This is a genomic window from Agrobacterium leguminum, assembly GCF_005144435.2.
GTDB classification, from domain to species: domain Bacteria; phylum Pseudomonadota; class Alphaproteobacteria; order Rhizobiales; family Rhizobiaceae; genus Agrobacterium; species Agrobacterium leguminum.
In genome coordinates this window covers 1,398,900-1,425,817 of the sequence record NZ_CP120211.1, presented here as the reverse complement: position 1 = coordinate 1,425,817, position 26,918 = coordinate 1,398,900, and the positions used below count along the sequence as shown (strand labels likewise).

Sequence of the window (26,918 nt, the reverse complement as noted above, 5' to 3'; positions counted from 1 at the left end):
CCGAATAGAATTCGGGCTGGGATTTTACTCTATAGTTTGTTTTCTCAGCTGCAACCGCTCGTAGCGCCACAAGTATCGCACTTCTCGCAGGTGCCGTTCCGCACCATCGTGAAGTTCTGGCACTCCGAGCACATGTTGCCCGTGTAGCCCTGGGCAATCGAGCGCATGCGGCGTTCGTTTTCCACCTTCTTGGCTTCCGTCTTGGCCGATGCGGCGTCGGCGGCGGCCTTGTCAGAGAAGAGGGCGGTTGCCGTCTGCTGGGATTCCTGGGCGACGTCGTCGATCACTTCCTCGGCGATTTCTTCGGCCAGTTCCCTGGCGCGCTCTTCATAGTCCCGCTTGAAGGAGACGATTTCGGAGGTTGCGACGGAGACGGTCGGTTCCAGCTTGCGGGCGGCGGAGCCGGCGAAGGAGGTGACGTTGGCCGAGGCGCGGGCAGGGGCTGCCGTTGCAGAGCCCTTCGGCTCGGAAGACGAACGTTCGCCGCCATTGCTGGAAACCAGCGTCGGCTTGTAACCGCGGGTCCAGCCGGTGGAAACGAGGTTGGTCTTGCCTTCCTGAATACCCTTGCCGAGCGCCGTGTTGGAGAAATCCGACGTATCGACATGGGCCAGATCATGGCGGCCGAGATAGGAGACGGCGAGTTCGCGGAACACGTAGTCGAGGATCGACGTGGCGTTCTTGATCGCGTCGTTGCCCTGCACCATGCCGGCCGGTTCGAACTTGGTGAAGGTGAAGGCCTCCACATATTCTTCCAGCGGCACGCCATATTGCAGGCCGAGCGAAATGGCGATGGCGAAGTTGTTCATCATCGCACGGAAGGCAGCACCTTCCTTGTGCATGTCGATGAAGATTTCGCCGATGCGGCCATCGCCGAATTCGCCGGTGCGCAGATAGACCTTGTGACCGCCGACAGTTGCCTTCTGGGTGTAACCCTGACGGCGGTTCGGCAGCTTTTCACGCTCGCGCGAGACGCGCTCGATGACGCGTTCGACGATCTTTTCGGTGATCGTCACGGCCTGCTGTGCAGCCGGCTGCTGGATCAGCTCTTCGATCAGGTCTTCTTCGTCCTCATCTTCCACCAGCGAAGCGTTGAGCGGCTGGGAAAGCTTGGAACCATCGCGGTAAAGGGCGTTTGCCTTCAGCGCCAGCTTCCAGGAGAGCATGTAGGCGCTGCCGCAATCCTCGACCGTCGCATCGTTCGGCATGTTGATCGTCTTGGAGATCGCACCCGAGATGAAGGGCTGTGCCGCCGCCATCATGCGGATATGCGATTCGACCGAGAGATAACGCTTGCCGATCTTGCCGCAGGGGTTGGCGCAATCGAAGACCGGCAGATGCTCGGCCTTCAGGAACGGTGCGCCTTCCAGCGTCATCGCGCCGCAGACGTGAACGTTTGCCGCTTCGATGTCCTTCTTGCCGAAGCCGAGGTGCTCGAGCAGGTTGAAGCTCATGTCGGAGAGCTGCTCGTCGGAAACTTTCAGCGTTTCCTTGAGGAAGTCGGCGCCGAGCGTCCACTGGTTGAAGACGAACTTGATGTCGAAGGCGCTCTTCAGCGCGCCGTTGACGGCCTCGATCTTCTCATCGGTGAAGCCCTTGGCCTTCAGCGTGGAAGGGTTGATGCCGGGCGCCTGGTTGAGATTGCCATGGCCGACGGCATAGGCTTCGATCTCGGCGATCTGGCTTTCGGAATACCCAAGCGAACGCAGCGCATCCGGAACGGCGCGGTTGATGATCTTGAAGTAACCGCCGCCGGCGAGCTTCTTGAACTTTACCAGCGCGAAGTCGGGCTCGATGCCGGTCGTGTCGCAATCCATTACGAGGCCGATCGTGCCGGTGGGCGCGATAACCGTCGTCTGGGCGTTGCGGTAGCCGTGCTGTTCGCCGAGCGTCAACGCCTTGTCCCAGGCGGCGACGGCATGGGCGATCAGGTCCTGATCCGGGCAATCGCCATGGATGAGGGCGACCGGGTTGACCGACAGGCCCTCATAACCTTCCGACTGGCCGTGAGCGGCGCGGCGGTGGTTGCGGATGACGCGCAGCATGTTGTCGCGGTTCGGCGCAAAGCCCGGGAAGGGGCCAAGCTCGCCGGCCATTTCGGCCGAGGTGGCGTAGGACACACCGGTCATGATGGCGGTGAGCGCACCGGCAATGGCGCGGCCCTCGGCGCTGTCATAGGGAATGCCCGAGGACATCAGCAGGCCGCCGATATTGGCGTAACCGAGGCCGAGCGTGCGGTATTCATAGGAAAGTTCGGCGATCTGGCGCGACGGGAACTGCGCCATCATGACCGAGACTTCGAGCACGACGGTCCACAGGCGAACGGCATGTTCGTAATCGGCGATATCGATGCGCTTCGTTGCCTGATCCTTGAACTGCAGAAGGTTCAGCGAGGCGAGGTTGCAGGCCGTGTCGTCAAGGAACATATATTCCGAGCACGGATTGGAGGCGCGGATCGGGCCGGCGGCCGGCGAAGTGTGCCAGTCGTTCATGGTGGTGTTGAAGTGCAGGCCGGGGTCTGCCGATGCCCAGGCGGCGTGGGAAATCTTTTCCCAGAGGTCGCGGGCCTTCAGCGTCTTCATGACCTTGCCGTCCTTGCGGGCGGTGAGGTTCCAGTCGCCGTCATTTTCGACAGCGCGCAGGAAATCGTCCTTCAGCGAAACGGAGTTATTGGAGTTCTGGCCGGATACCGTGAGGTAGGCTTCGGAATCCCAATCCGTGTCATAGGTCTTGAACTGGATGTCCTTGTAACCCTGTTCGGCGAACTGGATGACGCGCTTGACGTAGTTTTCCGGCACCATGTCCTTCTTGGCGGCGCGAATTTCGCGCTTCAGGGCAGGGTTCTTGGCCGGGTCGAAGCAATCGCCATTGTCGGCCTCGCAATTGACGCAGGCCTTCATGATCGCCTTCAGGTGCTTGGCGACGATCTTGGAGCCGGTCACGAGAGCGGCAACCTTCTGCTCCTCGTTCACCTTCCAGTCGATATAGGCTTCGATATCAGGGTGATCGGCATCGACAACGACCATCTTCGCTGCACGACGGGTCGTGCCGCCGGACTTGATGGCGCCCGCTGCGCGGTCGCCGATCTTGAGGAAGCTCATCAGGCCGGAGGAGCGGCCGCCGCCGGAAAGCTTTTCGCCTTCGCCGCGCAGATAGGAGAAGTTGGAACCGGTGCCGGAACCGTATTTGAACAGGCGCGCTTCACGCACCCACAGGTCCATGATGCCGCCTTCATTGACGAGATCGTCCTCAACGGACTGGATGAAGCAGGCATGCGGCTGCGGATGTTCGTAAGCGGACTTGGACTTGGTCAGCTTGCCGGTGAAGGGATCGACATAGAAGTGGCCCTGGCCGGGGCCATCGATGCCATAGGCCCAATGCAGGCCGGTGTTGAACCATTGCGGGGAATTCGGCGCAACGCGCTGGGTGGCGAGCATATAGGCAAGCTCATCGCGGAAGGCCAGCGCATCTTCTTCGGACGAGAAATATTTGCCCTTCCAGCCCCAATAGGCCCAGGTGCCGGCCAGACGGTCGAAAACCTGACGCGCATCGGTTTCGGAGCCGAAACGCTCGGCTTCGGGCACATCCTTCAGCGCCTTTTCATCGGGCACCGAGCGCCACAGGAAGGAAGGAACGTCGTTTTCCTCAACCTTCTTAAGGAACTTCGGCACGCCGGCCTTGCGGAAATATTTCTGCGCCAGAACGTCGGTGGCAACCTGGCTGAACTGCGCGGGAACGTCGATATCCGCCAGACGGAACACGATCGATCCATCCGGGTTCTTGATTTCACTGACGGCCTTGCGGAAGTCGATTTCCGCATAAGGCGATTGGCCGGGCTTCGTGAAGCGGCGTTCAATGCGCATGGTTTCTGTCCTCGTCCATTGGGCGCCCCGGTGAAGGGCGCAAAAATCCGGTCCAGCCGTGCGATGCCTTCGCGCAGCCGGTTGTTGCCGATCTGAAAGGGATGTTCATCCTTGGATGTCATCCCTGTATCTCGTGGCTTATTCGGCTGCAAGCATGTCATGGAATACTAAATATAGTATCAACAGCTTCCTGCCGCCAGTCCCCGCGTCATGTTTTTGGCGGTTCCGAAAGGCGCGCAAAAGCCTGCGGCGAACCGCCCCCTCATGGCCGGGACGCCGCTTTGGACATGCGCGCTGAAGATGGAGAGGAACCGGCCTCGTTACTTTCCGGTCCGTTGCCGCCGCAACATAATTGTCACTTTCCTCTCGCGGCACAGATTCGTCAAGCCATAGATTGAAACCCATTTTTAACCACAAGATATTGTGTGGAGTGCCTGTGGAAAACGGGGATAGGAAAAGCTCTTAGAAAAATCAGTGACTTGGCGGGAAAGTTTGAAGCTTGCGCGAGGCTGGTTTCCGCAAGGGAAAGGCAAAACCCCGCATTTCCGGGGTGAGGCATAAAGGCGACACTGCGGTTTTTCCGTGTTTTTTAGCTGTCGCCATAAAGGCGTTTCCCGACAAAAAAACCGCCCCGATGGGGCGGTTTCAAAGCGTGATTTTTCTCTGCGGGGCTGGTCAGCCGCGCGATCCCTTGGCAATCGGCTCCTGATAGGTGAAACCCATGTCCCAGGGGAAATAAATCCAGGTGTCCTGGCTGACTTCGGTGACGAAGGTGTCGATGGTCGGCACGCCCTTCGGCTTGGCGTAAACACAGGCGAAATGCGCCTTGGGCAGCATTTCGCGCACTTCGAGCGCCGTCTTGCCGGTATCGGTCAGGTCGTCCAGCACCAGCACGCCTTCGCCGCCATCCGCCGAAAGTTCCGGGGCGACACCCTTCAGCAGAACCGTTTCGCCCTGATTGACGTAATCATGGCGGGTGGCGATGCAGACCGCGTCGATCAGGCGGATATTCAGTTCGCGGGAAATGATCGCCGCCGGCACGAGGCCGCCGCGGGTGATACAGACGATCGCGCGGAACTCTTTGTCGAGGCCGGCAAGACGCCAGGCAAGCGCACGGGCATCGCGGTGGAACTGGTCCCAGGAGACGGGAAAGGCTTTATCGGGAAGGGACATGTCGTCTACCATCTGGTCAAAATTGTCGATGGCTTTGGCTAATAGCCGCAAGACCGGCAAAAAGGCAAGCTTTCCGCTTAAAGGACAGAGCTGGAGATTGCCGCTTGTTTCTTCTCCCCGCCGGGGAGAAGGTGGCCCGAAGGGTCGGATGAGGGGGCAACGCTGCCGTAACTCACTGCCCTTGCCCCCTCATCCCGCTGCCGCGGACTTCTCCCCGGCGGGGAGAAGAAACAAGGGGCAAACGCTCATTTTAACCGAGATGGCGGGGCTTGCGGCGCGCTGTTTGCGCCGCATCCATTTTTAACGCGACAGCAGCGTCAGCGCCGTCATGGAATCGAGCAGGGTGCGGGTGACACCGCCAAACAGCAGTTCCCACCAGCGGGAATGGCCGTAAGCGCCCATGACAAGAAGGTCGATGCTGTTATCGGACAGCCGGTTTTCGATGGCCGCCTGCGGCGAGACACCGGCGATCTTTTCTTGCGAGGTCACGGTAACGTTGACGCCGTGGCGGGCGAGCGTGGCGGCCAGTTCCGCACCGGCGAGGCCGGAAGACTGCGTTTCGCTCTCGGCCTGATCGACGGAGAAGATCTCGACGCTATCGGCCGCCTTGAGGAAGGGCAGGGCGTCGAACGTGGCGCGGGTCGCCTCGCGCGAGCCGTTCCAGGCGATCAGGACGCGCTTGATCGGTTTCGCAACGGTCAGCACATGCGGCACGAGGAGAACGGGGCGGCCGCTTTCATAAAGGAAACCGTCAATATCCGAACGGCTGTCGGAGAGTGCGGAGGAGTTGCTCTGGCGGGCGACGATGAGATCGGCGCAACGGGCGCTGTCGATGGCGGATGCGGAGGCGTAACCCACCGATGTGACGAAGCTGCGCCATTCATGCGAGATGCCGTTGGCGGACAGCGTACGCTCAAAAATAGTCCCGACATCGGTGGTTTCCTTATGCGCCACGTCCTGCAGCGCCTGCACGGTGGCGGGATCGGGAATTTCCATCGGTGCGACGAGGGGAACGGCGGCCAGCGTTTCCATATGCAGGCCGATCACATGCGAGGAAAACTGATCGGCAAGGCTTACCACGAATTCGCCGAGCTTTTGCGTGTTCGAAACATTGTCGACCACTGCCAATATCGTCTTGTAACCCATTTCTCTCTCCTCGGTGACATGTCGTTTTCAGATCGTTCTGGCTTTTCTTCGAATCGCCAGAACGATCCAAGTCTCTGTTTTATGCATTGTCCGGACGGAAAAGCTGTTCCGCTTTTCCTGGAAATGCTCAGGGGGAGAGTGGCCGCCTTTACAGGCCGCCACCTTGATTTTGGTCAAAGCTTCCCGGTCTCAAGCCTTTTCTGTCTCAAGCCTTTTCTGCCTTAGGCGGTTGCATCGCCCTTGCTGGCTGCCAGTCTTTTCTCATGGCCGATGGTCTCGATCATGGCGGCAACCGCGTCCGCTGCCGCCTTCAGGACGCCGGCGTCGCGGGCGCGCACCACGATTTCCGTCGAAAAGCGCTGCCCGTCATATTTGGGATACGAGCCGATGCTGGTTTCGGGATGGGCTTTCTGGATGGCCGTCAGCGGCGTGCCGATATCGCCTTCGCCATAGGGCGACCGCACCGCCTGCGACATGACTTTTGCGCCGGTGCGCAGCGTCGGCATGACATTGTCCAGCATGGCCTGAAACACCTGCGGCACGCCGGCCATGACGTAAACATTGCCGATGACGAAGCCGGGGGCGACGGAAACGGGATTGGCGATGTGGGCGGCTCCTCTCGGCATGCGCGCCATGCGCTTGCGCGCCTCGGTGAACTCCATCTCGCGGACGCGATACATGTCACCCAGCAGGCGCAGCGCCTCGGCATCGTGCTCGCAGGGCAGGCCGAACGCCGCAGAGACCGCATCCGCGGTGATGTCGTCATGGGTCGGGCCGATGCCGCCTGATGTGAAGACATAATCATAGCGGCCGCGCAGCGCGTTCAGCGCTTCCACGATCGCTTCCTCCTCGTCGGCGACGATGCGCACTTCCTTCAGGTCGATGCCGGACATGGTGAGGACATCCGCGAGGTGGCCGATATTCTTGTCCTTGGTGCGGCCCGAAAGCAGTTCGTCGCCAATGGCAAGCATGGCGGCGGTCACGACGGATTGGGCGGAGGAGGGATTGGACATGGTTGCACTCGTCATCTGTTTCACCCGACGTTAGCCCCGCTCCCGGGGAATGCAAAGCGGTTTTGAAAAAATGTCTTTTTGTAAATGGTTGACGTTCCGGTTTTCCGTTCACTCATGGTGAACAGTGCGTATGCCAATCCCCGGCTGGCGGGATAAGGGCCTCTCGGCTAGGTTTTCTTCACATACATTTGACGGGTCAACGCCGATGATCATTGAATTTTTGAAGAAGCTTATCGCCGGTACGCCGGAAACAGTTACAACAAAGGAAACGAAGAGAATGACGAAAGTTCTTGTACTCTATTATTCTTCTTACGGTCATATCGAAACGATGGCTTACGCTGTCGCCGAAGGCGCAAAATCGACGGGCGCCGATGTCGTCGTGAAGCGCGTTCCAGAGCTAGTGCCGGAAGAAGTCGCCAAGTCCTCGCATTTCAAGCTCGATCAGGCAGCGCCGATCGCAACGGTGGACGAGCTTGCCGAATATGACGCTATCATCGTCGGCGCCGGCACGCGTTTCGGCACTGTCGCCTCGCAGATGCGCAATTTCTGGGACCAGACCGGCGGCCTGTGGTTCGGCGGCAAGCTGGTCGGCAAGGTCGGTTCGGCCTTCACCTCTTCCGCCACGCAGCATGGCGGTCAGGAATCGACCATCCTCGGTTTCATCCCCACCTTCCTGCACCATGGCATGGCGGTCGTCGGTCTGCCCTATGCTTTCCAGGGCCAGATGGGCGTCGATGAAATCAAGGGCGGCTCACCCTATGGCGCCTCCACCATCACCGATGGCGACGGCTCGCGCCAGCCTTCCGCAATCGAACTGGAAGCCGCCCGTTTCCAGGGCGCGCATGTGGCGAAACTCGCCGCCAAGCTTTCCGCCTGATTGGGTGATGTGTTGAAAAAAAATGCGGCCCACAAGGCCGCATTTTTTAATGCCGGAACGTCACGTCGCCGGTCCTGTCGAAGAAGAATTTTTGCCGTGGGTCAGATCGGTAGGTTGACCATGAAAAGGCAGCTTGCGACCACGAAGCCGAGCATCGAGATTTCGAGAAAACCGTTCAATCCGTCACGCATTCCAATCCTCCTCCTGTTGGATGAAAAGAGAACGGCCAGAGTTTATCGCGGTTCCATAACGAAAGAATGAAATTCAGGAAATTCTAATGTCCACTCGCCCCGTCTTCCGGCGAAGGGGATTTTCGCGCTTCAGCCGGTGACGACGAAGGCCACCACGAGGTGGCCGAGAAGGCCGATCGCTAGGCAGGAGAGGAGAAAAATGAACAGGGCTTTTTTCATGTTTCCGGAAGCTTCCATCTGTTGCGATCCATCCAACGTCTTATTCTGAAAAGCTGACGCCGCAGGCGGCATTTTTAGTCGACGGCCGGCAGGTGTTCCGCCGTCAGGCCTTGATATCGAGGCCGGCTTCGATTGCTGCTGCGATGAAGGCCTTGCGCGCATCCTCGGGCTTTTTCCTGCCGGCATCGACGGCGGCGCAGATCAGCAGCGCCTTGTCCAGCGCATCGCCGTCTTCAATCGGCCAATCCTCGATCAGCGCCCAGGAGGCCGCCTGCGTGGTGTCGATGCTCGTATAGTCGCCCGGCGTTTCGAACGCGATCAGGACGGGTTTTTGCCAGCGCGTATTCATCGCCTATCCATAGTGGTTGTTGCGCCCGGCTCTAAACCAAGCGGTCAGGATGCGCAATCCCGTTCCCGGCCCGTTTCGCGCGGTTGCGGTGCGGTCAGTCGTCGCGCCCGAACAGCCATTCGCGGATGATGCGGCGGTCGATGAGTTCCAGCGAGCGGTCCGGCGCGATGCGGTAGGTTTCCACCGCCCGCGTGCTGGCGTCGATGCGGAATTCATGGGTAAAGGTGCTGCCGATCGGCGATTTCGTCAGTTTGGTGCGCGGCTGGCCCCTGTAGATGATACTGCCGGGAATGGGTTCGACATAGGGCGCGGGGCCGACATAGGCGGCCGGTCCGGCCGTGGTGCATCCGGCAAGCGCCAGTGTGAGCGTGATAGCGGCCGACGATACGAGCGTTTTCATCCTGTCCTCCGAAGTGCGTCTGGGAAAACGATATCGAGGCGCGGCGGTTCCCGGCGGGCAGGGGGCCGGAGACGATTTCCCCGGACTATTTGCTCTTCGGATTCTGAATGTCGCGCGCGACCCAGCGAAAGAAAAAGTAGACGAGGAGGCCGAAGATGAAAAGCGGGATGAGGTTCGCAAAACCGGACATATGATTCTCGTTTCTCCCTCCCGGTCCGGGGTCTAGCCGGAGTGAAACCGGCAAGGCAAGGGAAACGCCAAACACAGCCGGTAAAATATCCGTGTGCCTGCAAAGGAGAATTCGAGGAGCGTGGGGAGGGGCGGGAGAGATCTGGCGCACTGCCAGTGATGCCAGATCTCTCCGTCTCCCGCCAGTTTCAGGGTACGGGGGACTGGCGCTAATATGACGGACAACTGCCGATAGACATAGGCCGAGAAATTACCTCGAATAAATCGCTGCTTTGGTCGATCCCGGTGAAGGCCGGCCCGCAGCAGGCCTTCAGGGCTTCTTGCGGCGATATAATTAGCCAGAGAATTATTTCCCGAGACGGAGCAGGCAAGGCCGCATTCCCGAATTTCCGGTGTAACCCGTTGAAACGGAAGAGGATGCCTTTCCACCATTATGCTGCCGGCTATACAGGAAAGGGAACTTTTTGCGCGTTTCATCATTCAAACAGGCAGGGCACATGCCAATAGTGGAGGGTTACACATGCTCGGCACCATCCTCGTCATCCTGCTCATTCTTTTCCTGATCGGCGCACTGCCAAGCTGGGGTTACCATAATTATGGCTATGGCCCGTCAGGCGGTCTCGGACTGGTTCTGGTGATCGTCCTGATCCTGGTTCTGCTTGGGCGGATCTGATCATACAAAAAGGGGCAGCGTCGCTCGCATGATGACAGGCGAGTTGAACTCAAGCGCCTGTGTGGCGCTGCTCAGTTCATACCGAAATTGGGTGTGATGGAAGATATGGAGGCCTCGCCCGGAATTGAACCGGGGTACAAGGATTTGCAGTCCTCTGCGTCACCACTCCGCCACGAGGCCTCAACCGCTCGTCGTCTTGAGCGATGGCGGGCATTTAGAACGAATCCATTTAGGGTGCAAGGCCCTAATTTCGAATGCGCTTGTTTTTTAGTTTCTGCGCACGAAGACAGATCGTTACGATAAAAAGTCTCCTTCATGGGCGTGATATCCTGTCGCTTTTTCCCACACATCCGGCTTAGCGCGCTTGAAAGCGTGCGCTTGGGCAATTATGAGATTATCCAAAGGCGAGGGTGAGCCCCTGCCGTTTTGAGCTTTTGGAGCCGAGGCTTCCCGACCGGCATCCATGAAATTGAGGCGATACGATATGATGGATTTCGAAACCGCACGCGCCAATATGGTCGACAGCCAGTTGCGCACGACCGACGTGACGTCGCATTCCGTGCTGAAGGCGTTTTTGAGCGTGCCGCGCGAGGCATTCGTGCCGGCGGGCGTGCGGCAGATTGCCTATGTGGACGAGGACCTGCAGATCTGTCCCGCCCGCGATGGCCGTCCGGCCCGTTATGTCATGAAGACCTCGCCGCTGGCGAAGCTGCTGCAGCTTTCGGCCGTGTCGAAGGAGGACGTGGTGCTGGAAGTCGGCGGCGGCGCAGGTTATGCGGCCGCCATCCTTTCGCAGCTTGCCGGTTCGGTGGTTTCGCTTGAAAGCGATGAGGCGCTGGCCGCACAGGCGACCGAGACGCTCGCTTCGCTTGGATATGACAATGTCGCCGTCGTGACCGGCGACCTCGAAAAGGGCTATGCGGGCGAAGCACCCTATGACCTCGTTTTCATCAACGGCTCGGTGGAGGAAGTGCCGGCGGCACTGACCGACCAGCTGCGTGACGGCGGCCGTCTGGTTGTCGTCGTCGGATATGGCGGCGCCGCGAAGGCCACCGTCTATCGCCGCGATGGCAACAGCACATCGGCCGCCACTTTCTTCAATGCTTCGGTCAAGCCGCTGCCGGGTTTTGCCAAGGCGGCCGAATTCGTTTTCTGATCGGCAAACGATCATCTTCTTTTTTGACGCCGGGGTGGAGTTTCCGCCCCGGCGTTTTTATGTTCGGTTTGCCGGCGCGGCGCGTCCTTTCGGGCCGTTCTCACAAAGCTGTGCATCATCACGAAACTTGTCGAATCAGTGATTTAGTTCCTCGCTATGCTGACCTAAACTAAGGGTGATTCGGGGTGTGCGTATTTCTGCCCCGCATGATCCTGCGACGGGGACGGCGAAATGCTCAGGCGCTTGGCCGGCCATGTTTCAGAGCATCGGTGTGACGATCGATTTCGGTTGTCGAAAACGCGATGTGAAAATTGAACAGGTCAAGGAGCGCTCATCCGGTGTCCGAGGGATGCGGCAAGGGCGTTCGAAGAGTGGAAACCGGGGATTGATATGGCTCAGCCAAGCGTAGCGCGTGAACCGTCCATGGAAGAGATTCTGGCGTCTATCCGCCGGATCATCGAAAGCAACGAGACCGGACCTGCCGGTGCGTTTTCCGGGCAATTGCCGCCGGTCTATGACGACGAAGACGAGGCTGCGAGCGAAGCGGCCTTCGTGGCGGAGCCCATCAGCCCGCCGGCGCGCGTTCCCCCCGCCGCAAACCAGGCTTTTGGCGCACGGCCTGCGCAGGATTTTTCGCCGATTTCTGAAGGGCCCATGGCTGAACGGCAGGAAAGCTCCGCCGAGAAGACCATGTCCCTTGCCGATGTTGCCGCCCGTGTGCGTGCCGCCGCAGACCGTAACGCCGCCATGGGGCCGCAGGCTTTCGCCGCGCAGGCCCAGCGTGGCGCGGCCGAGACCGCACCGCAGGCTGCTGCGCCGACCGTATCGCAGCCTTTGTCCGCGCCGTCTTCCGAACGCGCCGCACCGCAGCGCCCGACGGATGTTCGTCCGCTGATGGCGGCTGCGGCCGCCGCGAGCGTGAGCGAGCAGCCGGCATCTGGCGTAAGCGAGCAGCCGGTATCTTTTGCCGCTGAGGATCGCGCTGCCGCTGCCGCCATCGAAAGCGCGTCTTCGGCCGAAAACCGCTTCGATCAGCTTTCGCTGCGCGGCGCTCTCGAAACGCCGCTGACAGCGGAGCGTTTCGACATAGCGGTGCTGGAACCTGCCGTTGAGAAACCGGCATTCGATCTGGCTGAGCCACAGGCAAAAGACGAGGTGGGTGTTGAGGGCGGTCTGTCGCTCAATCTTCTTTCCGCCGCTGCCGGTGCGCAGATCGCCCGTTCGTTCAGCGAGCTTGCAGAGGTTTTCGACGGCGTCGAGCGGCGCTCGATCGAGGATATGGCCGCCGAAATGCTGCGCCCGATGCTGCAGGACTGGCTGGAAGACAATCTGCCGACGCTCGTGGAGCGTCTGGTGCGCGAGGAAATCGAGCGCGTGGCGCGCGGTTCGCGCCGCTAAGTTCCGCTCCGGCCGCATGTGCGATTGCGGCGGATGCGACGAAACAGGGGCCGCTCCGGCATCGGGGCGGCTTTTTTGTTGAAGATGAAGGTGTTATGGGGTCATAGTCACCCGTGGGTCCGCTCAACGGTTGGCTCGCGGGCGGGTTTCTGTTGACTCTCTCCCGTCCATCCTTATTTAAAAAAAATCCACACAAGAACTCTAAAATTCAGGTCAGGAAATGCTCGAAAAGACCTACGATTCCGCATCCGTCGAACCGAAGATCGCCAAAGCCTGGGACGAGGCTAACGCTTTTCGTGCCGGCGCCAACGCCAAGCCGGGCGCGGAAACCTTCACCATCGTCATCCCGCCGCCGAATGTGACCGGCTCCCTGCATATGGGCCACGCGCTCAACAACACGCTGCAGGATATTCTGGTCCGCTTCGAGCGCATGCGCGGCAAGGACGTGCTGTGGCAGCCGGGCATGGACCATGCCGGCATCGCCACGCAGATGGTCGTCGAGCGCAAGTTGATGGAGCAGCAGCTTCCGGGCCGCCGCGAGATGGGCCGCGAGGCCTTCGTGGAGAAGGTCTGGGAATGGAAGGCCGAATCCGGCGGCCTGATCTTCAACCAGCTGAAACGTCTCGGCGCTTCCTGCGACTGGTCGCGTGAGCGCTTCACCATGGATGAGGGGCTTTCCGAGGCCGTTCTCGAGGTATTCGTCACCCTTTACAAGCAGAACCTGATTTACAAGGACAAGCGCCTCGTCAACTGGGACCCGAAGCTGCAGACTGCGATTTCCGACATGGAAGTCGAACAGATCGAGGTGAAGGGCAACCTTTGGCACTTCCGTTATCCGCTGGAAAAGGGTGTCACCTATCAATACCCGGTTGCTTTCGACGAGGAAGGCAAGCCCACCGAGTTCGAAACGCGCGATTATATCGTCGTCGCCACGACACGGCCCGAAACCATGCTCGGCGATACCGGCGTTGCGGTGAACCCGAAGGATGAACGTTACAAGGGCATCATCGGCAAGCATGTCATCCTGCCGATCGTCGGCCGCAAGATTCCGATCGTCGCCGATGACTATGCCGACCCGACGGCCGGCACGGGCGCTGTGAAGATCACGCCTGCGCATGACTTCAACGATTTCGAAGTCGGCAAGCGCTGCGGCCTGCGCGCCATCAACATCATGAATATCGACGGCACGATCTCCATCAAGGAGAACGAGGATTTCCTCGAGGGTCTCAGCCATCCCGCGGCGCTGCATGGCGCATGGGACCGTCTGGAAGGACAGGATCGCTTCTTCGCCCGCAAGGTTATCGTCGAAATCTTCGAGGAAGCCGGTCTGCTCGATAAGATCGAGCCGCACAAGCATGTCGTGCCGCATGGCGACCGTGGCGGCGTGCCGATCGAACCGCGCCTGACCGACCAGTGGTGGGTGGACAACAAGACGCTGGCCCAGCCGGCGATTGCCTCGGTTCGCGAAGGCCGCACCAATTTCGTGCCGAAGAACTGGGAAAGCACCTACTTTCAGTGGATGGAAAACATCCAGCCCTGGTGCATTTCGCGGCAATTGTGGTGGGGTCACCAGATCCCCGCATGGTACGGTCCGGACGGACAGGTCTTCGTTGAGAAGACCGAAGAAGAGGCGCTTCAGGCAGCCATCCAGCATTATATTGCCCACGAAGGTCCCTGGAAGGCCTGGGTCGAGGAGAAGCTTGAGAACTTCAAGCCGGGTGAAATCCTGACCCGCGACGAAGACGTGCTCGACACCTGGTTCTCGTCGGCGCTGTGGCCGTTCTCCACGCTCGGCTGGCCCGAGCAGACACCGGAACTGGCGCGCTATTATCCGACCAATGTGCTGGTGACCGGTTTCGACATCATCCCGTTCTGGGTGGTGCGGATGATGCAGATGGGCCTGCATTTCATGAAGGACGATGCGGGCAACCCGGTCGAGCCTTTCAGCACGGTCTATATCCACGCGCTGGTTCGCGACAAGAACGGCCAGAAGATGTCGAAGTCCAAGGGCAACGTCATCGATCCGCTGGAACTGATCGACGAATATGGTGCGGATGCGCTGCGTTTCACGCTCGCCATCATGGCGGCGCAGGGTCGCGACGTGAAGCTCGATCCGGCGCGTATTGCCGGTTATCGCAATTTCGGCACCAAGCTCTGGAATGCGACCCGTTTTGCCGAGATGAACGGCGTGAAGCGCGATCCGCATTTCCTGGCCGAAACCGCGTCGCTGACCATCAACCGCTGGATCCTGACCGAGCTTGCCAATACGGCGCGCGACGTGACGGCGGCGCTCGAGAACTTCCGTTTCAACGACGCCTCCGGCATTCTCTACCGTTTCGTCTGGAACCAGTTCTGCGACTGGTATCTGGAACTGCTGAAGCCCGTCTTCAGCGGCGAAGACGAAAAGGCCAAGAGGGAATCGCAGGCCTGCGCGGCCTATGTTCTGGACGAGATCTACAAGCTCCTGCATCCCTTCATGCCCTTCATGACGGAAGAGCTGTGGGCGCATACGGCGGGCGAGGGCGAGGAGCGGGATAATCTGCTTTGCCTGACCGACTGGCCGGTGCCGGAATTCCGCGACGATGCCGCAGCGGCCGAAATCAACTGGCTGATCGATCTCGTCTCCGGCATTCGCTCCGCGCGCGCCGAGATGAACGTGCCGCCGGGCGCCACCGCTTCGCTGGTGGTTGTCGGCGCCAATACCTCCACCGAAGCGCGGCTCGACCGCCACGCCGCCGCCATCCGGCGCCTGGCGCGGGCGGATGAAATCCGCGCCGCCGATGTCGCCCCGAAGGGCTCGGCGCAGATCATCGTCGGTGAGGCCACGGTCTGCCTGCCGCTCGGCAAGCTCATCGATCTGGCCGCTGAGGAAGCCCGTCTCGAAAAGGCGATCGGCAAGGTGGATGCGGAAATGGAACGCATCGACAAGAAGCTGTCGAACGAAAAATTCGTGGCCAATGCCGATCCGGAAGTGGTCGCCGCCGAGCGCGAGCGCAAGGCGGAGCTGGAAGTGCAGCTTGCAAGCCTGAGAACGGCGCTCACGCGGGTTAGCGAAGCGGGGTAATAGCTGCCTCTGGCTCTTTTATGGAAACAAAAACGCCCCGTTCGAAACGGGGCGTTTTTGTTTCTGCGTAACAATCCGTCTCGATTGATTGCTGCACTGCAATGGCGAATCATGGGCACCCGAAAGAGCGATTATTTCATGCCATGCCCGGCCAAGAACCTCTGAAACAGCCAAAAAATCCAACAAAAACGGCCTGATAAGCGCGTTTCCTCGGGAAACTCGCGAGTGTGGTTATTTGGCGACAATTCCTGTCTCAAGTGGGAATTTGTTTCATTTTATGTCTGATTGCTTCAATTGGATTAGAAAAATAACCTAAAATGATTATGCAAGGGGATCGACATGAAATTCTTACGTAAAAAATGGAGAAGTGTCGCAGAACTGTGCCAGAGTGCGGCAGATTGTCATTTGCTGCGAAGCGCTTCACTCTTTTGATGATCACATTGCCTTGATTGGGGAGAGAGATGGCAAAAACTGCAATTTTTCGCGGCGCGGTATGTTTCGCAGTCAGCATCGCGGCGGTAACGCCCTCACTGGCGAGTGGCCTTGAGCGCGGCGGCTACAATATCGATCTGCTGTTCGATCCGTCCGATTACGTTCTCGACAGTTCCGCCACTTTCGTCGCGCCGCAGCGCAAGGTGGAGAATGCGCGCGATAATCCGCTGAAGAGCGGCGGTCCGCTGCCCGGTTCCTGGTCGACCACCGCCGACGATTCTGAAAACTACTGGTCGACGCGCGTTGGCGCCAAGGCGGCCATCGGCGATTTCGGCGACTGCATGTTCGACTATTCGCAGCCCTGGGGCGCGGATTTGAACCCCGGCATCTGGCAGGGGTCGAGCTACAATATCGAAACCAAGGTCAAGTCGCATAACTACGCCACCACCTGCCGCGTGAAGTTCGATCTCGGCAAGGGCGATTTCTCGATCATCGGCGGCGGCTTCTATCAGGAAGTCAGCGGTTATAAATACCGTCAGGTGATTTCCCCGACGGCGCTCGGTCCGGCTTATCCTTCCCTTTATTCCGGTGTCGGCAAGCTCGATATGGAAGGCGACGGCTGGGGATGGCGCGCAGGTATCGCTTATGAGATACCGGAAATCGCTTTCCGCACGAGCCTCGTTTATAACAGCGCGGTCGATCACGATCTGAACGGTACGGTCGACCTCAGAAGCCTTCCGGCAGCCGGCAGCCCGGCTCTCATCGCTTACGGCGGCAAGGTTACCCCGGTTTACGGCTCGGTTTCCATGCCTGACAGCCTGGAACTCAAGGTGCAGTCCGGTATTGCGCCGAACTGGCTCGCTTTCGGTTCGGTCAAGTGGACGGACTGGAGCCAGATTCAGGTCGTGCCTTTCTGCCAGGTCGGTGTCCCGTCCTGTATTGCGGGCGTCACCTCGCTCACCACGCTCGATCTTTATTATCGTGACGGCTGGACGGTTACCGGCGGTATCGGCCACAAGTTCAACGACCAGTGGAGCGGCGCCGTCAGCCTGACCTGGGATCGCGGCACATCGACGGTTATCGGCACGCAGACCGATACCTGGATGGTCGGCACCCAGCTCGTTTATTCGCCCACGCCGAACGTCGAGTTCAAGATCGCCGGTGCTGTCGGCCTGCTGACCTCGGGTGAATCCTCGATCAGCGGCGGCCGCTGCAGCAACGTCGGCACCGCGACCTGCGGCGACGAGGCTGGCTATAGCTTCGGCAGCGACGTCGTGGCGGCGATCTCGACCGGCGTGAAGGTCAAGTTCTGACATCATCCTTCCGCAGATGCTAAAATAAAGGTCCGGTTTACCAACCGGGCCTTTTTTCATGCGCGACTATGATTCCTGCTCGATAAAATTTTCTAGCCCGAAAGTTTTGTGACGATTTGGCAACACTTTTCTGCAAGCGTGTGGTCGCGTTGGAATGTGAGCATATCTGTCCATTTCCCGCCACAAACAGGGTGCTTGGCTTATGTTTAGGGACGCGGGAATGGAAGAACATGCAGGCGTTTGATGTGGTGGTGCGCAAGGCCGGAAAGTGAAAACGGGTTTGGATTCAGGGTTTAAGCAAGTAATACGGGAATTTCATCCGGCTTTCTTGTTTGGCGCTGACCGGTGGACGGTGAAATGCCGTTATATTGCCGGAAATTATGCCTATATCTGTCTCACTGGAAAATTAGGGCAATTGCCGCAAAAGACCACCGGTGGTGCGCTGGAAAGTGCTGCCGGAAAGACGCAGTGTGTTCGAAAAATCGCGACCCGGCGGGGTTCGGCTTTGCAGTATTCCGCAAGTATTGGCTATATGCCGGGAAGAGTGAGAGAAGTTCGCTGAAATGCTGAAATGTGAAGCCAACGTTTTAAAGCCGCTCCTCATGGGCATGTTGCTTGCGTCGCTCGCAATGCCTGCTGCGGCTTTTGACATCAATGCGGGCGTGACCAAGGAATCCGGCCCCTTCGACCTGTTCAAGTTCGGCTTCAAGGCCTACAAGAACGGCAATAAGGGCGAAGCCGTCGAGGCCTATCGCTACGCGGCTGAAAAGGGCCATACCGGCTCGCGCTGGGCGCTTGCCAATATGTATGCCTTTGGCGATGGCGTCGCCAAGAACGACTTCGAAGCTTTCAAGATCTACAGCGAAATCGCTAATCAGGGCGTGGAGCCGGGTTCGGAAGATACCGGCTTTTTCGTCAATGCACTGCTTTCCCTTGCCGATTATTACCGTCACGGCATTCCCGGCAGTCCGGTGAAGATGGACCTGTCGCAGGCCCGCCAGCTTTATTTCCAGGTTGCTTCCACCTTTGGCGTCGCGGAGGCGCAGTTCCGTCTGGCGGAGATGATTCTCGCCGGCGAGGGCGGCCGCGCCGATGTGCAGCAGGCCAAGAAGTGGCTCAACCAGGCCCGCAAGCACGGCCATGCCGGCGCCATGTCGATTTTCGGCAACCTGATCTTCCAGGAAGGCCAGACGACACAGGGGCTGGCCTTCATGACGGCGGCGCTCGACAAATGCACGGCGGCGGACTGCACCTGGATACAGAACCTGCAGGAGCAGGCTTTTTCGCTTGCCGGTGAGAACGATCGCCGCGCCGCCATCGCCATGGCGCAGAACATGCAGTTCAACGATCCGGATTGAGAACGGGCCGGATTGAGAATGGCGATCGAGGCGGCTTCTTCCGTCTGATGGAAGCCGGTCAGCCGACCGGACTGAAATCGAAATAACCGCAGACCGGCACATGGTCGGACGGTTTTTCCCAAGCCCGCACATGTTTTTCGATGCTGACGGATTGCAGCCTGTCGGCAGCTTCGGCCGACAGCATCAGATGATCGATGCGGATGCCGTTGTTTTTCGGCCATGCGCCGGCCTGATAATCCCAGAAGGAATAAAGTCCTGCTTCATCCGTCGTCGCACGTGCGGCGTCGGTGAAACCCAGATTCTCCAGCTTGCGGAAGGCTGCGCGTGTTTTCGGCAGGAACAGGGCGTCGCCCTCCCAGACACGGGGGTCGTGGCAATCGAAGGGTTCGGGAATGACGTTATAGTCGCCCGCAAGGATTAGCGGTTCCTCGAGCGCGAGGCGATCTTCGGCAAAATGCCGTAGCCGTTCCATCCAGGCAAGCTTATAGGGATATTTCACCGGATCGTCCGGCGGATTGCCGTTCGGCAGGTAAAGCGAGCAGACGCGGATCGCGCCGCCATCGACGGAAAACACGCCTTCGATGAAACGCGCCTGTTCATCGGCATCGTCACCCGGCAGGCCGCGATTGACCTCGTCGGGCTTGACCTTCGAGAGCAGGGCGACACCGTTGAAGCCCTTCTGGCCATGGGTCTCGACGTGATAGCCGAGCGCCTCCAGCTCCAGCCGGGGGAAACCGTCGTCGACCGATTTGATTTCCTGAAGGCAGACGATATCGGGCGATGAATCCTTCAGCCACTGGCAGAGGTTTTCGATACGCGCCTTGACGCCATTGATGTTCCAGGTGGCAATCTTCATCGGAGTTTCCCTTTTGCGAGGGTACTTTTACCCGATGCAAAAGCGATTGCCACCGTTTTTGGAAATTGATGGTGCGGATGTGGTGGAAAGACGCCGGGCGGGCGGGGTCGCTGCGTTTCTCCTCCCTCATTCCTGTGCTTGTCACAGGAATCCAGCCAGCCAAGTCTTTGGGCTGAAAGGACTCTTCCCGCCGCGCAGACGCGCGTCGACTGGATTCCTGTGACAAGCACAGGAATGAGGAGAGAGATGCGAGTTACTTCAAAGCTTGGTGACTGGCGTGCGGATTGCGCGCCGGTATTTCCCACTCAAATAGAAAAGCTGGTGCCACAGCCGCAGCTTGCCACAGCATTCGGGTTCTTGATCTGGAAGGACTGGCCGAGCAGATTGTCGACGAAGTCGATTTCAGAGCCGGCCATATAGACGACCGACAGGCTGTCGATCAGCACCGTGGCGTCGCCGCGGGCAATCACGATGTCGTCATCGGCTTTGTCTTCAGCCAGATCGAACTTGTAGGAGAAGCCCGAGCAGCCGCCGCCTTCCACCGAGACGCGCAGCGCCTGTTTGCCGGCTTCGGCCGCGACGATCTGGGCGATTCGCTTCGCCGCAGCTTCCGAAAGGGTAATGTCGCTGTTTTCCATGTCGTTTCTCCTGCCGGGGTCAAGAACCGGAGAGCAATAATCTCGTTGTCACCATTATAAACCGGTCAAATTAACGGTCTATAGCCTGTGTGAAGGCGGTCAGCGCGGCGATGATGCTTTGCGCCGACCTCTGCGATAGGTATGAAGGGTGAATGAAAAGGTCAATGGCCGAGACCAAAAGGAAGTCCCGGCTGGAGAAGACAACAGGTGGATGCATGATCATAGACCAGCGCGCATTGGGTTTCGGAAGCGGCGAGAGGGCGGTTTTCGCCTCCGATCCATGGACCACGCGCGGGCGTCTTTTTCCCGAAACCGGAAGCCTGACGCGCTCGGAGTTCCAGCGCGACCGCGACCGCATCGTCCACACGACAGCCTTTCGCCGCCTGAAGCACAAGACGCAGGTGTTCATCAGCCCTGACGGCGACCATTATCGCACGCGTCTCACCCACACCATCGAGGTGGCGCAGATCGCCCGGGCGCTCGCCCGCGCGCTGAAGCTCGATGAGGATTTGGCCGAAGGCGTGGCGCTGGTGCATGATTTCGGCCATACGCCCTTCGGCCATACCGGCGAGGATGCGCTGGATGCGGTGCTTTTGCCCTATGGCGGCTTCGACCACAATGCCCAGTCGCTGCGCATCGTCACCAAGCTGGAGCGTCGTTACGCCGAATATGACGGCATCAATCTGACCTGGGAGACGCTCGAAGGGCTGGTCAAGCACAATGGCCCGCTGGTGAATGCCAGGGGCGAGGGGATCAAGGGACCGGTTCCGCTGCCCATCCTCGAATATTGCGAGCTGCAGGATCTGGAAATCGGCAGCTATGCCAGCCTCGAGGCGCAGGTGGCGGCGATTGCCGATGACATCGCCTATAATACCCACGACATCGATGACGGGTTGCGTGCCGGTTATCTCACCTTCGAGATGCTGGAGGAGGTGCCGTTCCTCGGCGGCCTGATGGCCGAGGTGCGGGCGAAATATCCCGTACTCGACAAGGAGCGTTTCGCCAATGAGATCATGCGTCGGCAGATCACCCATATGGTGGAGGATGTGATCGGCGTCGCACAGCAGAATCTCGCCCGTCTGAAGCCGAAGAGTGCGGCGGATATTCGCGCTGCCGATTTCACCGTTGCGACTTTCTCGCCGGAAATGGCCGAGACCGACCGGCAGATCAAGAAACTGCTGTTCGGCCATATCTACCGCCACCCGGAAATCATGCGCATTCGCGCCGGCGCCACACAGATCGTCACCGATCTTTTCCACCGTTATATGGAAACGCCGGCGGAAATGCAGAGCCACTACTGGGTGGACAGCATTTCCGGCATGAGCGTAGCTGCAAAAGCCCGGCATGTGGGCGACTATCTGGCCGGCATGACCGACAGTTATGCACTGCGCGCCCACCAGCGGCTGTTTGACCACACCCCCGATTTGCGATAGGGCAGCGGGCGATCGCGAAGCCGACCCGGTTAAAAGGCCGGATATAAACAGAAGCCCTTCGCGCAGGTTGGAACGATGAACATTTTTGCCGATTTCGATACCAGGATCAAAAACGCGCTCGAGACCCTCGATCTCGTGAAAGAGAACCGCGAAAAGGTCGATTTCAGTCGAATTACCGTCGAATCCCCGCGCGATCTCAGCCACGGCGATGTCGCAACCAATGCCGCCATGGTACTGGCGAAGCCGCTCGGCACCAATCCGCGCGCGCTGGCAGAACTCATCGTGCCCGCCCTTCAGGCCGATGGCGATGTCGATAGCGTCAATGTCGCGGGTCCGGGCTTCATCAATCTCAAGGTTTCCGTCGGTTACTGGCAGCGTCTGCTTGCCGACATGATCGGGCAGGGCGTCGATTTCGGCCGTTCCACTATCGGTGCGGGCCAGAAGATCAACGTCGAATATGTTTCCGCCAATCCGACAGGCCCGATGCATGTCGGCCATTGCCGTGGCGCCGTCGTCGGCGACACGCTGGCGAACCTGCTCGCTTTTGCGGGTTACGGCGTTACCAAGGAATATTACATCAACGATGCCGGCTCGCAGATCGATGTGCTGGCCCGTTCGGTGTTCCTGCGTTACCGCGAGGCGCTCGGCGAAGATATCGGCACCATTCCGTCCGGTCTATATCCCGGCGACTATCTCGTTCCCGTCGGTCAGGCGCTGGCGGATGAATATGGCATCAAGCTGCGCGCCATGCCCGAGGAAAAGTGGATGCCGATCGTCAAGGACAAGGCGATCGACGCGATGATGGCGATGATCCGCGAGGATCTGGCGCTGCTCAACGTCCGGCACGATGTGTTCTTCTCGGAGCGCACGCTGCATGAGGGCAATGGCGGCCCGATCCTCTCGGCCATCAACGATCTCACCTTCAAGGGCCATGTCTACAAGGGCACCCTGCCGCCGCCGAAGGGCGAATTGCCGGAAGACTGGGAAGACCGCGAACAGACGCTGTTCCGCTCCACCGAGGTGGGCGACGACATGGACCGCGCGCTGATGAAGTCGGACGGTTCCTACACCTATTTCGCCGCCGACGTTGCTTATTTCAAAAACAAGTTCGACCGTGGTTTCTCTGAGATGATCTATGTGCTCGGGGCCGACCATGGCGGTTACGTGAAGCGGCTGGAAGCGGTTGCGCGCGCCGTATCGGAAGGCAAGTCGAAACTGACGGTGCTTCTGTGCCAGCTCGTCAAGCTGTTCCGCGATGGCGAGCCGGTGAAGATGTCGAAGCGCTCCGGCGACTTCGTCACGCTGCGCGATGTTGTCGACGAAGTGGGTCGCGATCCGGTGCGATTCATGATGCTTTATCGGAAGAATTCCGAGCCGCTGGACTTCGATTTCGCGAAAGTGACCGAACAATCGAAGGATAATCCGGTTTTTTACGTGCAATATGCGCATGCCCGCTCGATGTCGATCTTCCGGCAGGCGCAGGAAGCGTTTCCGGGGCTTTCTCCGTCGGCTGAAGAGATGGCGGCCTCTGTTGCTTTGATTAGCGATATCAATGAGTTGCAGCTGGTTGCAAAGCTTGCGGAATATCCGCGCCTGATCGAATCGGCGGCCCTTTCGCATGAGCCGCACCGGCTTGCTTTTTACCTCTACGATCTCGCCAGTTCCTTCCATGGACACTGGAACAAGGGTAAAGACCAGCCGGAATTACGTTTTATTAACGATAAAAACCGAGAATTGAGCATTGCCAGACTTGGGCTGGTGAATGCTGTCGCAAATGTTTTGAGGTCCGGCCTTACGCTTTTAGGAGCGGACGCACCTGCTGAAATGCGATAACATATCACCATTATTTGCTCACAATACGCTGGCAAGAGCTGCAATGCGTAGATGGTGGAACACGTAATGGTCGAAAAAAATGTCGCGTATAACCGGGACGCCCGGTCCGAAGGGTTCGCTGACAACGATCCTCTGGCAGAACTGGCGCGTATCGTCGGCTTCGAAGATCGTCCTTCGCATGCGGGTTCCGAGGCTGCGCCATCGGTGACCCGCCGCGAACCCGAATTCAATCTCGAAGATGAGCTTCTGAGGGAATTCGAGGTTTACGACGCACCGCACGCCGATCCGGTCGTTCTTGATCCGGCAAACGATGTTCGTGCGGGCATCCACCCCAACGATTTCATGCAGCGTGTCGAATCGGTTTTCGCCCGCCGCGAGCCCGAGCTTGCGCCGGCGGATGAACCCGCGCCCGTGGCAGCATCCGCACCGGAGGTGAGGGAAGAGCCGCTTCCGGAAGTCGATCAGGCCTATATTCACAACTATGTCGAAACGACCACGCAGGATATTCGCGCGGATTTCCGCGACGATGCCTCCGCGGTGGCGGAAGTTTTCGATGTGCATTCGCGCCAGTCGCGTCCCGCCGAGCCGATGGTTTACCAGCCCGCCGCCCAGCAGGTGGCATGGGAAGAACCGCAGGCCGTAGAGCCAGAATGGCACACGATGCCGGAGCTTCCGGCCGATGTTTCGAGCAACATTCACGCCGATGTTCATTCCTATGCGCCGGAGCCGCAGGCTTTCGATCTCGCCGATGAGGTGGAAATAGCTGTCGCCGAGGAAGCGCCCGCACCGGTTTCCGTGCGTCCGCCGTCGCATGGCGGCCGTTCCTCGCTGGAATTTTCCAGCCTGCGGCTGCCGCTTGCCAATTTCGGCGCGCGCCGGGATGTTTCGGCCGCCGATCCGAAGCGGGTCGAGCCGCGTTCCGAACAGCAGCCTGCCGCAGCCCGTATCGAGCCGCAGGTCGAGCCCGCTCCCGCACCTGCCGTCGTTCAGGCGGAAGAGACCGCGCCGTCCTTTACGCCTTCGGTCGCCGAGACCTTTGCGCCTGCCGCAGAGCCTCTGGCGTTCGAGGTTGCCGAGAAACCGGCAACGAAACATCTTTCGCCGATGGACGAGCTGATTTACGACGTCGCGAAATATTCCATTCCCGGTCGCGGCGAAACACCGCTGGTGCAGGACGTTCCCGCTGCGCAGGCCGCGAAGGTGGAGCCGCCCGTGGTTGCCGCTGCGCCGGTGAAGGCAGCGCCGATTGTCGCTGCCGCGCCCGCAGCACCCGCTGAGGAGCTTGATTTCACGGATTTCGCCGGCTTCAACGATGATGATTTCGAGCTTGCGCTCGACGATCTCGATCTTGATCTGGACCTGTCTGAAATCGCCGAGGCGGAAGTTGCGCCTGCGCCCGCACCGCAGCCCGTTCGCCAGCCGCCGGCCGCTCCGGTTGCCGCTGCTGCCGTTGCGCCGCAGCCGGTGAGGGAACAGCCCGCGCCGCAGCCGCGCCCGGCTCCCGTTGCCGTTGCCGCACCCGTGGCCGCTGCTGCGGTTCAGCCGCGTCCGGCCGCCGCAGCACCGCAGCCGGCCGCGCCGCAGACGCTGGAAAGCCTGCCTTTCGATCCTTCCCAGATCGGCGAGACGGAAGAACATCCGGAAAACATCGTCGAGATGGACGTGCCGGAACTGCCGGTCGGGGTTTTCGAACCCAAGCCGGCCGCGCGCCGCCACGAGGAAGATCTCGATATCGATACCGAGCTTGCGACGCTGTTTGCGCCCGCGGTTGCCGGTGGTCTCGACCGTCATAAGCATGCGGAAAACCGTGGCGCTGCCCAGGCGCGTCCCGCGCAGGCTCCGGAAGAGGCCGATGAATTCGAACGGGCGCTGGAAGAGGATTTCCGCCGCTCCATGCAGGAGGCTGCGGCTTCCCGTGGCAGCGCCCCGCGCGATGCCGAAAACACCTATGTCGACCATCAGGCGGCCTATCGTGAGGAAGATGAACGCGGCGGTCGCCGCTGGATCATGCCGGTTGCCGCTGCAATCGGTCTGGTGTTGATCGGTGGCGGCGTTTACGCGCTGGTCTCCGGCGGTTCGTCCAGCACCGGTTCCAATGGCGCACCGGTCATCATTTCCGCCGATAACGATCCGATGAAGGTCGTGCCGGAAAATCCGGGCGGTCGCGTTGTGCCGAACCAGGACAAGGCGGTTTATGACCGCGTGGCCGGTGGCAGCGCTGCCGATCCGAAGCAGCCGGCGCTGATTTCCAGCAACGAGCAGCCGGTGGATGTGGTGCAGCGCACGCTGATCCCTGAACAGTTGCCGCTGGAAGGCGAAAACGACGCGGATATGGAAGCCGCCGGCACGCCGGTTGGCGAAACCGAGGATCCGCGCCTGCTTTCGCCGGAAGAAAAGGCCGCACAGACCGAAGGTTCGGCTGCAACCGGCGTTTCGCCGCGCAAGGTCCGCACCATGATCGTCAAGCCTGACGGCACGCTGGTTGCCCAGGAAGTCGAGGTACCGGCAGCCCAGCCGCCGAAGGCCGACAAGGTTGAGGAGCTTGCAGCGCCGCAGACCGCCAAGCCCGGTGAGGGCGCTCCCGCCGTCATCGCCGCATCGCGGGTTCCGGTCGCGCCGGAACAGGCTCAGCCGCAGGCAAATACGCCTGCCGCTACGACACCGACCGCCCATACGGCACCGGCTGCCCAGTCGGCGGCGCCCGTTCCTGCGGCACGTCCGTCCTCGCAGCCCGCCAATGTGGTGGCAACGGTGACCAACCAGGGCAATGTCCGCCCCGCGACCGCTCCGGCGCAGCCGCAGGCCGCGCAGCAGCAGACGGCAGCCGCGACGCCTGCAGCGACCAGCACGCCTTCCGCCGGTGGCTACTACATCCAGATCGCCTCGCTGCCGAGCCAGGCCGAAGCCCAGAAGTCCTACCAGAACATGTCGGCCAAGTTCGGCTCGGTCATCGGTGGACGCGGCGTCGACATCAAGGCCGCCGAAATCGCCGGCAAGGGCACGTTCTACCGCGTCCGCATCCCGGCGGGTGACAAGAACGAAGCCGTGGCGCTGTGCGAAAAGTTCCGCTCGGCCGGCGGTAGCTGCCTCGTGGCGCGGTGATAGAGACGCGCCGGGGGTAGTACCCCGGCGCTGTTGTCTAACGACAGTGACGGAGCACCTAACCTCCGTCATGCCGGACTTGATCCGGCATCCAGCCACGGCGCGTCTGCGCCGTGAAACGAGTCTTACGCGATCAAGGACTTGATCGCGCTGGACCCCGGCTCGGAGGCCGGGGTGACGGACGGTAAACGTCGCCGCCCCGGCATTGGCCGAGGAGCAGGCAAAGTTCTTCCCATCTATTC

At 60.0% G+C, this 26,918-nt stretch carries 20 protein-coding genes and 1 tRNA gene; 12 read left to right on the top strand and 9 right to left on the bottom strand.

The features are described from left to right. Positions 1-44: 44 nt before the first annotated feature. Both CFBP4996_RS06995 and gpt read right to left on the bottom strand, forming a co-directional pair. Positions 45-3,863 carry a vitamin B12-dependent ribonucleotide reductase gene (locus tag CFBP4996_RS06995; protein ID WP_080851777.1) on the bottom strand — a complete coding sequence of 1,273 codons (3,819 nt, stop codon included), beginning with the start codon at positions 3,861-3,863 and terminating at the stop codon, positions 45-47. Positions 3,864-4,538: 675 nt separating this feature from the next. Next, positions 4,539-5,036 carry a xanthine phosphoribosyltransferase gene (gene gpt, locus CFBP4996_RS06990; protein WP_080853148.1) on the bottom strand — a complete coding sequence of 166 codons (498 nt, stop codon included), beginning with the start codon at positions 5,034-5,036 and terminating at the stop codon, positions 4,539-4,541. Between gpt and CFBP4996_RS06985 the strand changes: the two genes are divergently transcribed. Next, the gene (locus CFBP4996_RS06985; protein ID WP_137396232.1) at positions 5,035-5,340 is read left to right on the top strand and encodes a hypothetical protein; all 306 of its coding nucleotides are present in this window, start codon (positions 5,035-5,037) and stop codon (positions 5,338-5,340) included. The genes gpt and CFBP4996_RS06985 overlap by 2 nt on opposite strands. On the opposite strand, the gene CFBP4996_RS06980 is transcribed toward CFBP4996_RS06985, so the two are convergent. Both CFBP4996_RS06980 and CFBP4996_RS06975 read right to left on the bottom strand, forming a co-directional pair. After that, on the bottom strand, positions 5,337-6,182 hold the full coding sequence (locus CFBP4996_RS06980; protein ID WP_035263965.1) for a universal stress protein: 846 nt from the start codon (positions 6,180-6,182) through the stop codon (positions 5,337-5,339). The genes CFBP4996_RS06985 and CFBP4996_RS06980 overlap by 4 nt on opposite strands. 221 nt (positions 6,183-6,403) lie before the next feature. Next, the gene (locus CFBP4996_RS06975) at positions 6,404-7,195 is read right to left on the bottom strand and encodes a competence/damage-inducible protein A (protein WP_003523372.1); all 792 of its coding nucleotides are present in this window, start codon (positions 7,193-7,195) and stop codon (positions 6,404-6,406) included. Between the two features lie 277 nt (positions 7,196-7,472). On the opposite strand from CFBP4996_RS06975, the gene wrbA reads away from it, so the two are divergent. After that, positions 7,473-8,072 carry an NAD(P)H:quinone oxidoreductase type IV gene (gene wrbA / locus CFBP4996_RS06970; RefSeq protein ID WP_059760465.1) on the top strand — a complete coding sequence of 200 codons (600 nt, stop codon included), beginning with the start codon at positions 7,473-7,475 and terminating at the stop codon, positions 8,070-8,072. A gap of 513 nt (positions 8,073-8,585) precedes the next feature. Here wrbA and CFBP4996_RS06965 read toward each other — a convergent pair. Together CFBP4996_RS06965 and CFBP4996_RS06960 are read right to left on the bottom strand one after the other, a co-directional pair. Next, positions 8,586-8,831, bottom strand: a complete 246-nt coding sequence (locus tag CFBP4996_RS06965) for a DUF982 domain-containing protein (protein WP_003523370.1) — start codon at positions 8,829-8,831, stop codon at positions 8,586-8,588. A gap of 94 nt (positions 8,832-8,925) precedes the next feature. Continuing rightward, positions 8,926-9,231, bottom strand: a complete 306-nt coding sequence (locus CFBP4996_RS06960; protein WP_080851782.1) for a hypothetical protein — start codon at positions 9,229-9,231, stop codon at positions 8,926-8,928. A 709-nt stretch (positions 9,232-9,940) separates the two neighbouring features. Between CFBP4996_RS06960 and CFBP4996_RS06955 the strand changes: the two genes are divergently transcribed. Next, the gene (locus CFBP4996_RS06955; RefSeq protein WP_003495626.1) at positions 9,941-10,093 is read left to right on the top strand and encodes a DUF3309 family protein; all 153 of its coding nucleotides are present in this window, start codon (positions 9,941-9,943) and stop codon (positions 10,091-10,093) included. Positions 10,094-10,199: 106 nt separating this feature from the next. On the opposite strand, the gene CFBP4996_RS06950 is transcribed toward CFBP4996_RS06955, so the two are convergent. Then, positions 10,200-10,273, bottom strand: a tRNA-Cys gene (locus CFBP4996_RS06950). A 304-nt stretch (positions 10,274-10,577) separates the two neighbouring features. On the opposite strand from CFBP4996_RS06950, the gene CFBP4996_RS06945 reads away from it, so the two are divergent. From CFBP4996_RS06945 to exoR, 6 genes are all read left to right on the top strand, one after another. Next, entirely contained in the window at positions 10,578-11,249 is a 672-nt protein-coding gene (locus tag CFBP4996_RS06945; RefSeq protein ID WP_035263968.1) for a protein-L-isoaspartate O-methyltransferase family protein, read from the top strand. Positions 11,250-11,639: 390 nt separating this feature from the next. Further along, positions 11,640-12,647, top strand: coding sequence for a cell division protein PopZ (gene popZ, locus CFBP4996_RS06940; protein ID WP_080851784.1), 1,008 nt, complete (start codon positions 11,640-11,642; stop codon positions 12,645-12,647). 220 nt (positions 12,648-12,867) lie between these two features. Next, positions 12,868-15,711 carry a valine--tRNA ligase gene (locus CFBP4996_RS06935; protein WP_080851787.1) on the top strand — a complete coding sequence of 948 codons (2,844 nt, stop codon included), beginning with the start codon at positions 12,868-12,870 and terminating at the stop codon, positions 15,709-15,711. 461 nt (positions 15,712-16,172) lie between these two features. Then, a complete protein-coding gene (locus CFBP4996_RS06930) occupies positions 16,173-17,456 on the top strand; it encodes an outer membrane protein transport protein (RefSeq protein WP_080851789.1) in 1,284 nt (427 codons plus the stop codon). A gap of 268 nt (positions 17,457-17,724) precedes the next feature. After that, positions 17,725-18,018, top strand: a complete 294-nt coding sequence (locus CFBP4996_RS06925; RefSeq protein WP_080851791.1) for a hypothetical protein — start codon at positions 17,725-17,727, stop codon at positions 18,016-18,018. 1 nt (position 18,019) lies between these two features. After that, positions 18,020-18,814: an exopolysaccharide production regulator ExoR gene (gene exoR / locus CFBP4996_RS06920; protein WP_080851793.1), complete on the top strand. Its 795-nt coding sequence runs from the start codon at positions 18,020-18,022 to the stop codon at positions 18,812-18,814. Between the two features lie 58 nt (positions 18,815-18,872). Here exoR and xth read toward each other — a convergent pair whose 3' ends face one another. After that, on the bottom strand, positions 18,873-19,670 hold the full coding sequence (gene xth, locus CFBP4996_RS06915) for an exodeoxyribonuclease III (protein ID WP_080851795.1): 798 nt from the start codon (positions 19,668-19,670) through the stop codon (positions 18,873-18,875). Between the two features lie 305 nt (positions 19,671-19,975). Next, complete coding sequence (gene erpA / locus CFBP4996_RS06910) at positions 19,976-20,308, bottom strand: iron-sulfur cluster insertion protein ErpA (RefSeq protein WP_080851799.1); 333 nt, start codon at positions 20,306-20,308, stop codon at positions 19,976-19,978. A 215-nt stretch (positions 20,309-20,523) separates the two neighbouring features. On the opposite strand from erpA, the gene CFBP4996_RS06905 reads away from it, so the two are divergent. The 3 genes from CFBP4996_RS06905 to CFBP4996_RS06895 all read left to right on the top strand — a co-directional run bounded on the left by CFBP4996_RS06905 (position 20,524) and on the right by CFBP4996_RS06895 (position 26,676). Further along, the gene (locus tag CFBP4996_RS06905) at positions 20,524-21,741 is read left to right on the top strand and encodes a deoxyguanosinetriphosphate triphosphohydrolase (protein WP_078053126.1); all 1,218 of its coding nucleotides are present in this window, start codon (positions 20,524-20,526) and stop codon (positions 21,739-21,741) included. A 75-nt stretch (positions 21,742-21,816) separates the two neighbouring features. After that, complete coding sequence (argS, locus tag CFBP4996_RS06900; protein WP_003522720.1) at positions 21,817-23,574, top strand: arginine--tRNA ligase; 1,758 nt, start codon at positions 21,817-21,819, stop codon at positions 23,572-23,574. Positions 23,575-23,640: 66 nt separating this feature from the next. Beyond that, positions 23,641-26,676 carry an SPOR domain-containing protein gene (locus tag CFBP4996_RS06895; protein WP_137396231.1) on the top strand — a complete coding sequence of 1,012 codons (3,036 nt, stop codon included), beginning with the start codon at positions 23,641-23,643 and terminating at the stop codon, positions 26,674-26,676. The last annotated feature ends 242 nt before the right edge of the window (positions 26,677-26,918 follow it).

Excerpts from the sequence above, each read along its gene's own strand:
- erpA (WP_080851799.1), bottom strand. The coding sequence starts at position 20,308 with ATGGAAAACAGCGACATTACCCTTTCGGAAGCTGCGGCGAAGCGAATC.
- CFBP4996_RS06895 (WP_137396231.1), top strand. The coding sequence starts at position 23,641 with ATGGTCGAAAAAAATGTCGCGTATAACCGGGACGCCCGGTCCGAAGGG.
- CFBP4996_RS06995 (WP_080851777.1), bottom strand. The coding sequence starts at position 3,863 with ATGCGCATTGAACGCCGCTTCACGAAGCCCGGCCAATCGCCTTATGCG.
- CFBP4996_RS06935 (WP_080851787.1), top strand. The coding sequence starts at position 12,868 with ATGCTCGAAAAGACCTACGATTCCGCATCCGTCGAACCGAAGATCGCC.
- CFBP4996_RS06905 (WP_078053126.1), top strand. The coding sequence starts at position 20,524 with ATGATCATAGACCAGCGCGCATTGGGTTTCGGAAGCGGCGAGAGGGCG.
- CFBP4996_RS06985 (WP_137396232.1), top strand. The coding sequence starts at position 5,035 with ATGTCGTCTACCATCTGGTCAAAATTGTCGATGGCTTTGGCTAATAGC.
- popZ (WP_080851784.1), top strand. The coding sequence starts at position 11,640 with ATGGCTCAGCCAAGCGTAGCGCGTGAACCGTCCATGGAAGAGATTCTG.
- CFBP4996_RS06965 (WP_003523370.1), bottom strand. The coding sequence starts at position 8,831 with ATGAATACGCGCTGGCAAAAACCCGTCCTGATCGCGTTCGAAACGCCG.
- exoR (WP_080851793.1), top strand. The coding sequence starts at position 18,020 with ATGCTGAAATGTGAAGCCAACGTTTTAAAGCCGCTCCTCATGGGCATG.
- argS (WP_003522720.1), top strand. The coding sequence starts at position 21,817 with ATGAACATTTTTGCCGATTTCGATACCAGGATCAAAAACGCGCTCGAG.
- CFBP4996_RS06960 (WP_080851782.1), bottom strand. The coding sequence starts at position 9,231 with ATGAAAACGCTCGTATCGTCGGCCGCTATCACGCTCACACTGGCGCTT.
- CFBP4996_RS06975 (WP_003523372.1), bottom strand. The coding sequence starts at position 7,195 with ATGTCCAATCCCTCCTCCGCCCAATCCGTCGTGACCGCCGCCATGCTT.
- gpt (WP_080853148.1), bottom strand. The coding sequence starts at position 5,036 with ATGTCCCTTCCCGATAAAGCCTTTCCCGTCTCCTGGGACCAGTTCCAC.
- CFBP4996_RS06980 (WP_035263965.1), bottom strand. The coding sequence starts at position 6,182 with ATGGGTTACAAGACGATATTGGCAGTGGTCGACAATGTTTCGAACACG.
- CFBP4996_RS06955 (WP_003495626.1), top strand. The coding sequence starts at position 9,941 with ATGCTCGGCACCATCCTCGTCATCCTGCTCATTCTTTTCCTGATCGGC.
- xth (WP_080851795.1), bottom strand. The coding sequence starts at position 19,670 with ATGAAGATTGCCACCTGGAACATCAATGGCGTCAAGGCGCGTATCGAA.
- CFBP4996_RS06945 (WP_035263968.1), top strand. The coding sequence starts at position 10,578 with ATGATGGATTTCGAAACCGCACGCGCCAATATGGTCGACAGCCAGTTG.
- wrbA (WP_059760465.1), top strand. The coding sequence starts at position 7,473 with ATGACGAAAGTTCTTGTACTCTATTATTCTTCTTACGGTCATATCGAA.
- CFBP4996_RS06930 (WP_080851789.1), top strand. The coding sequence starts at position 16,173 with ATGGCAAAAACTGCAATTTTTCGCGGCGCGGTATGTTTCGCAGTCAGC.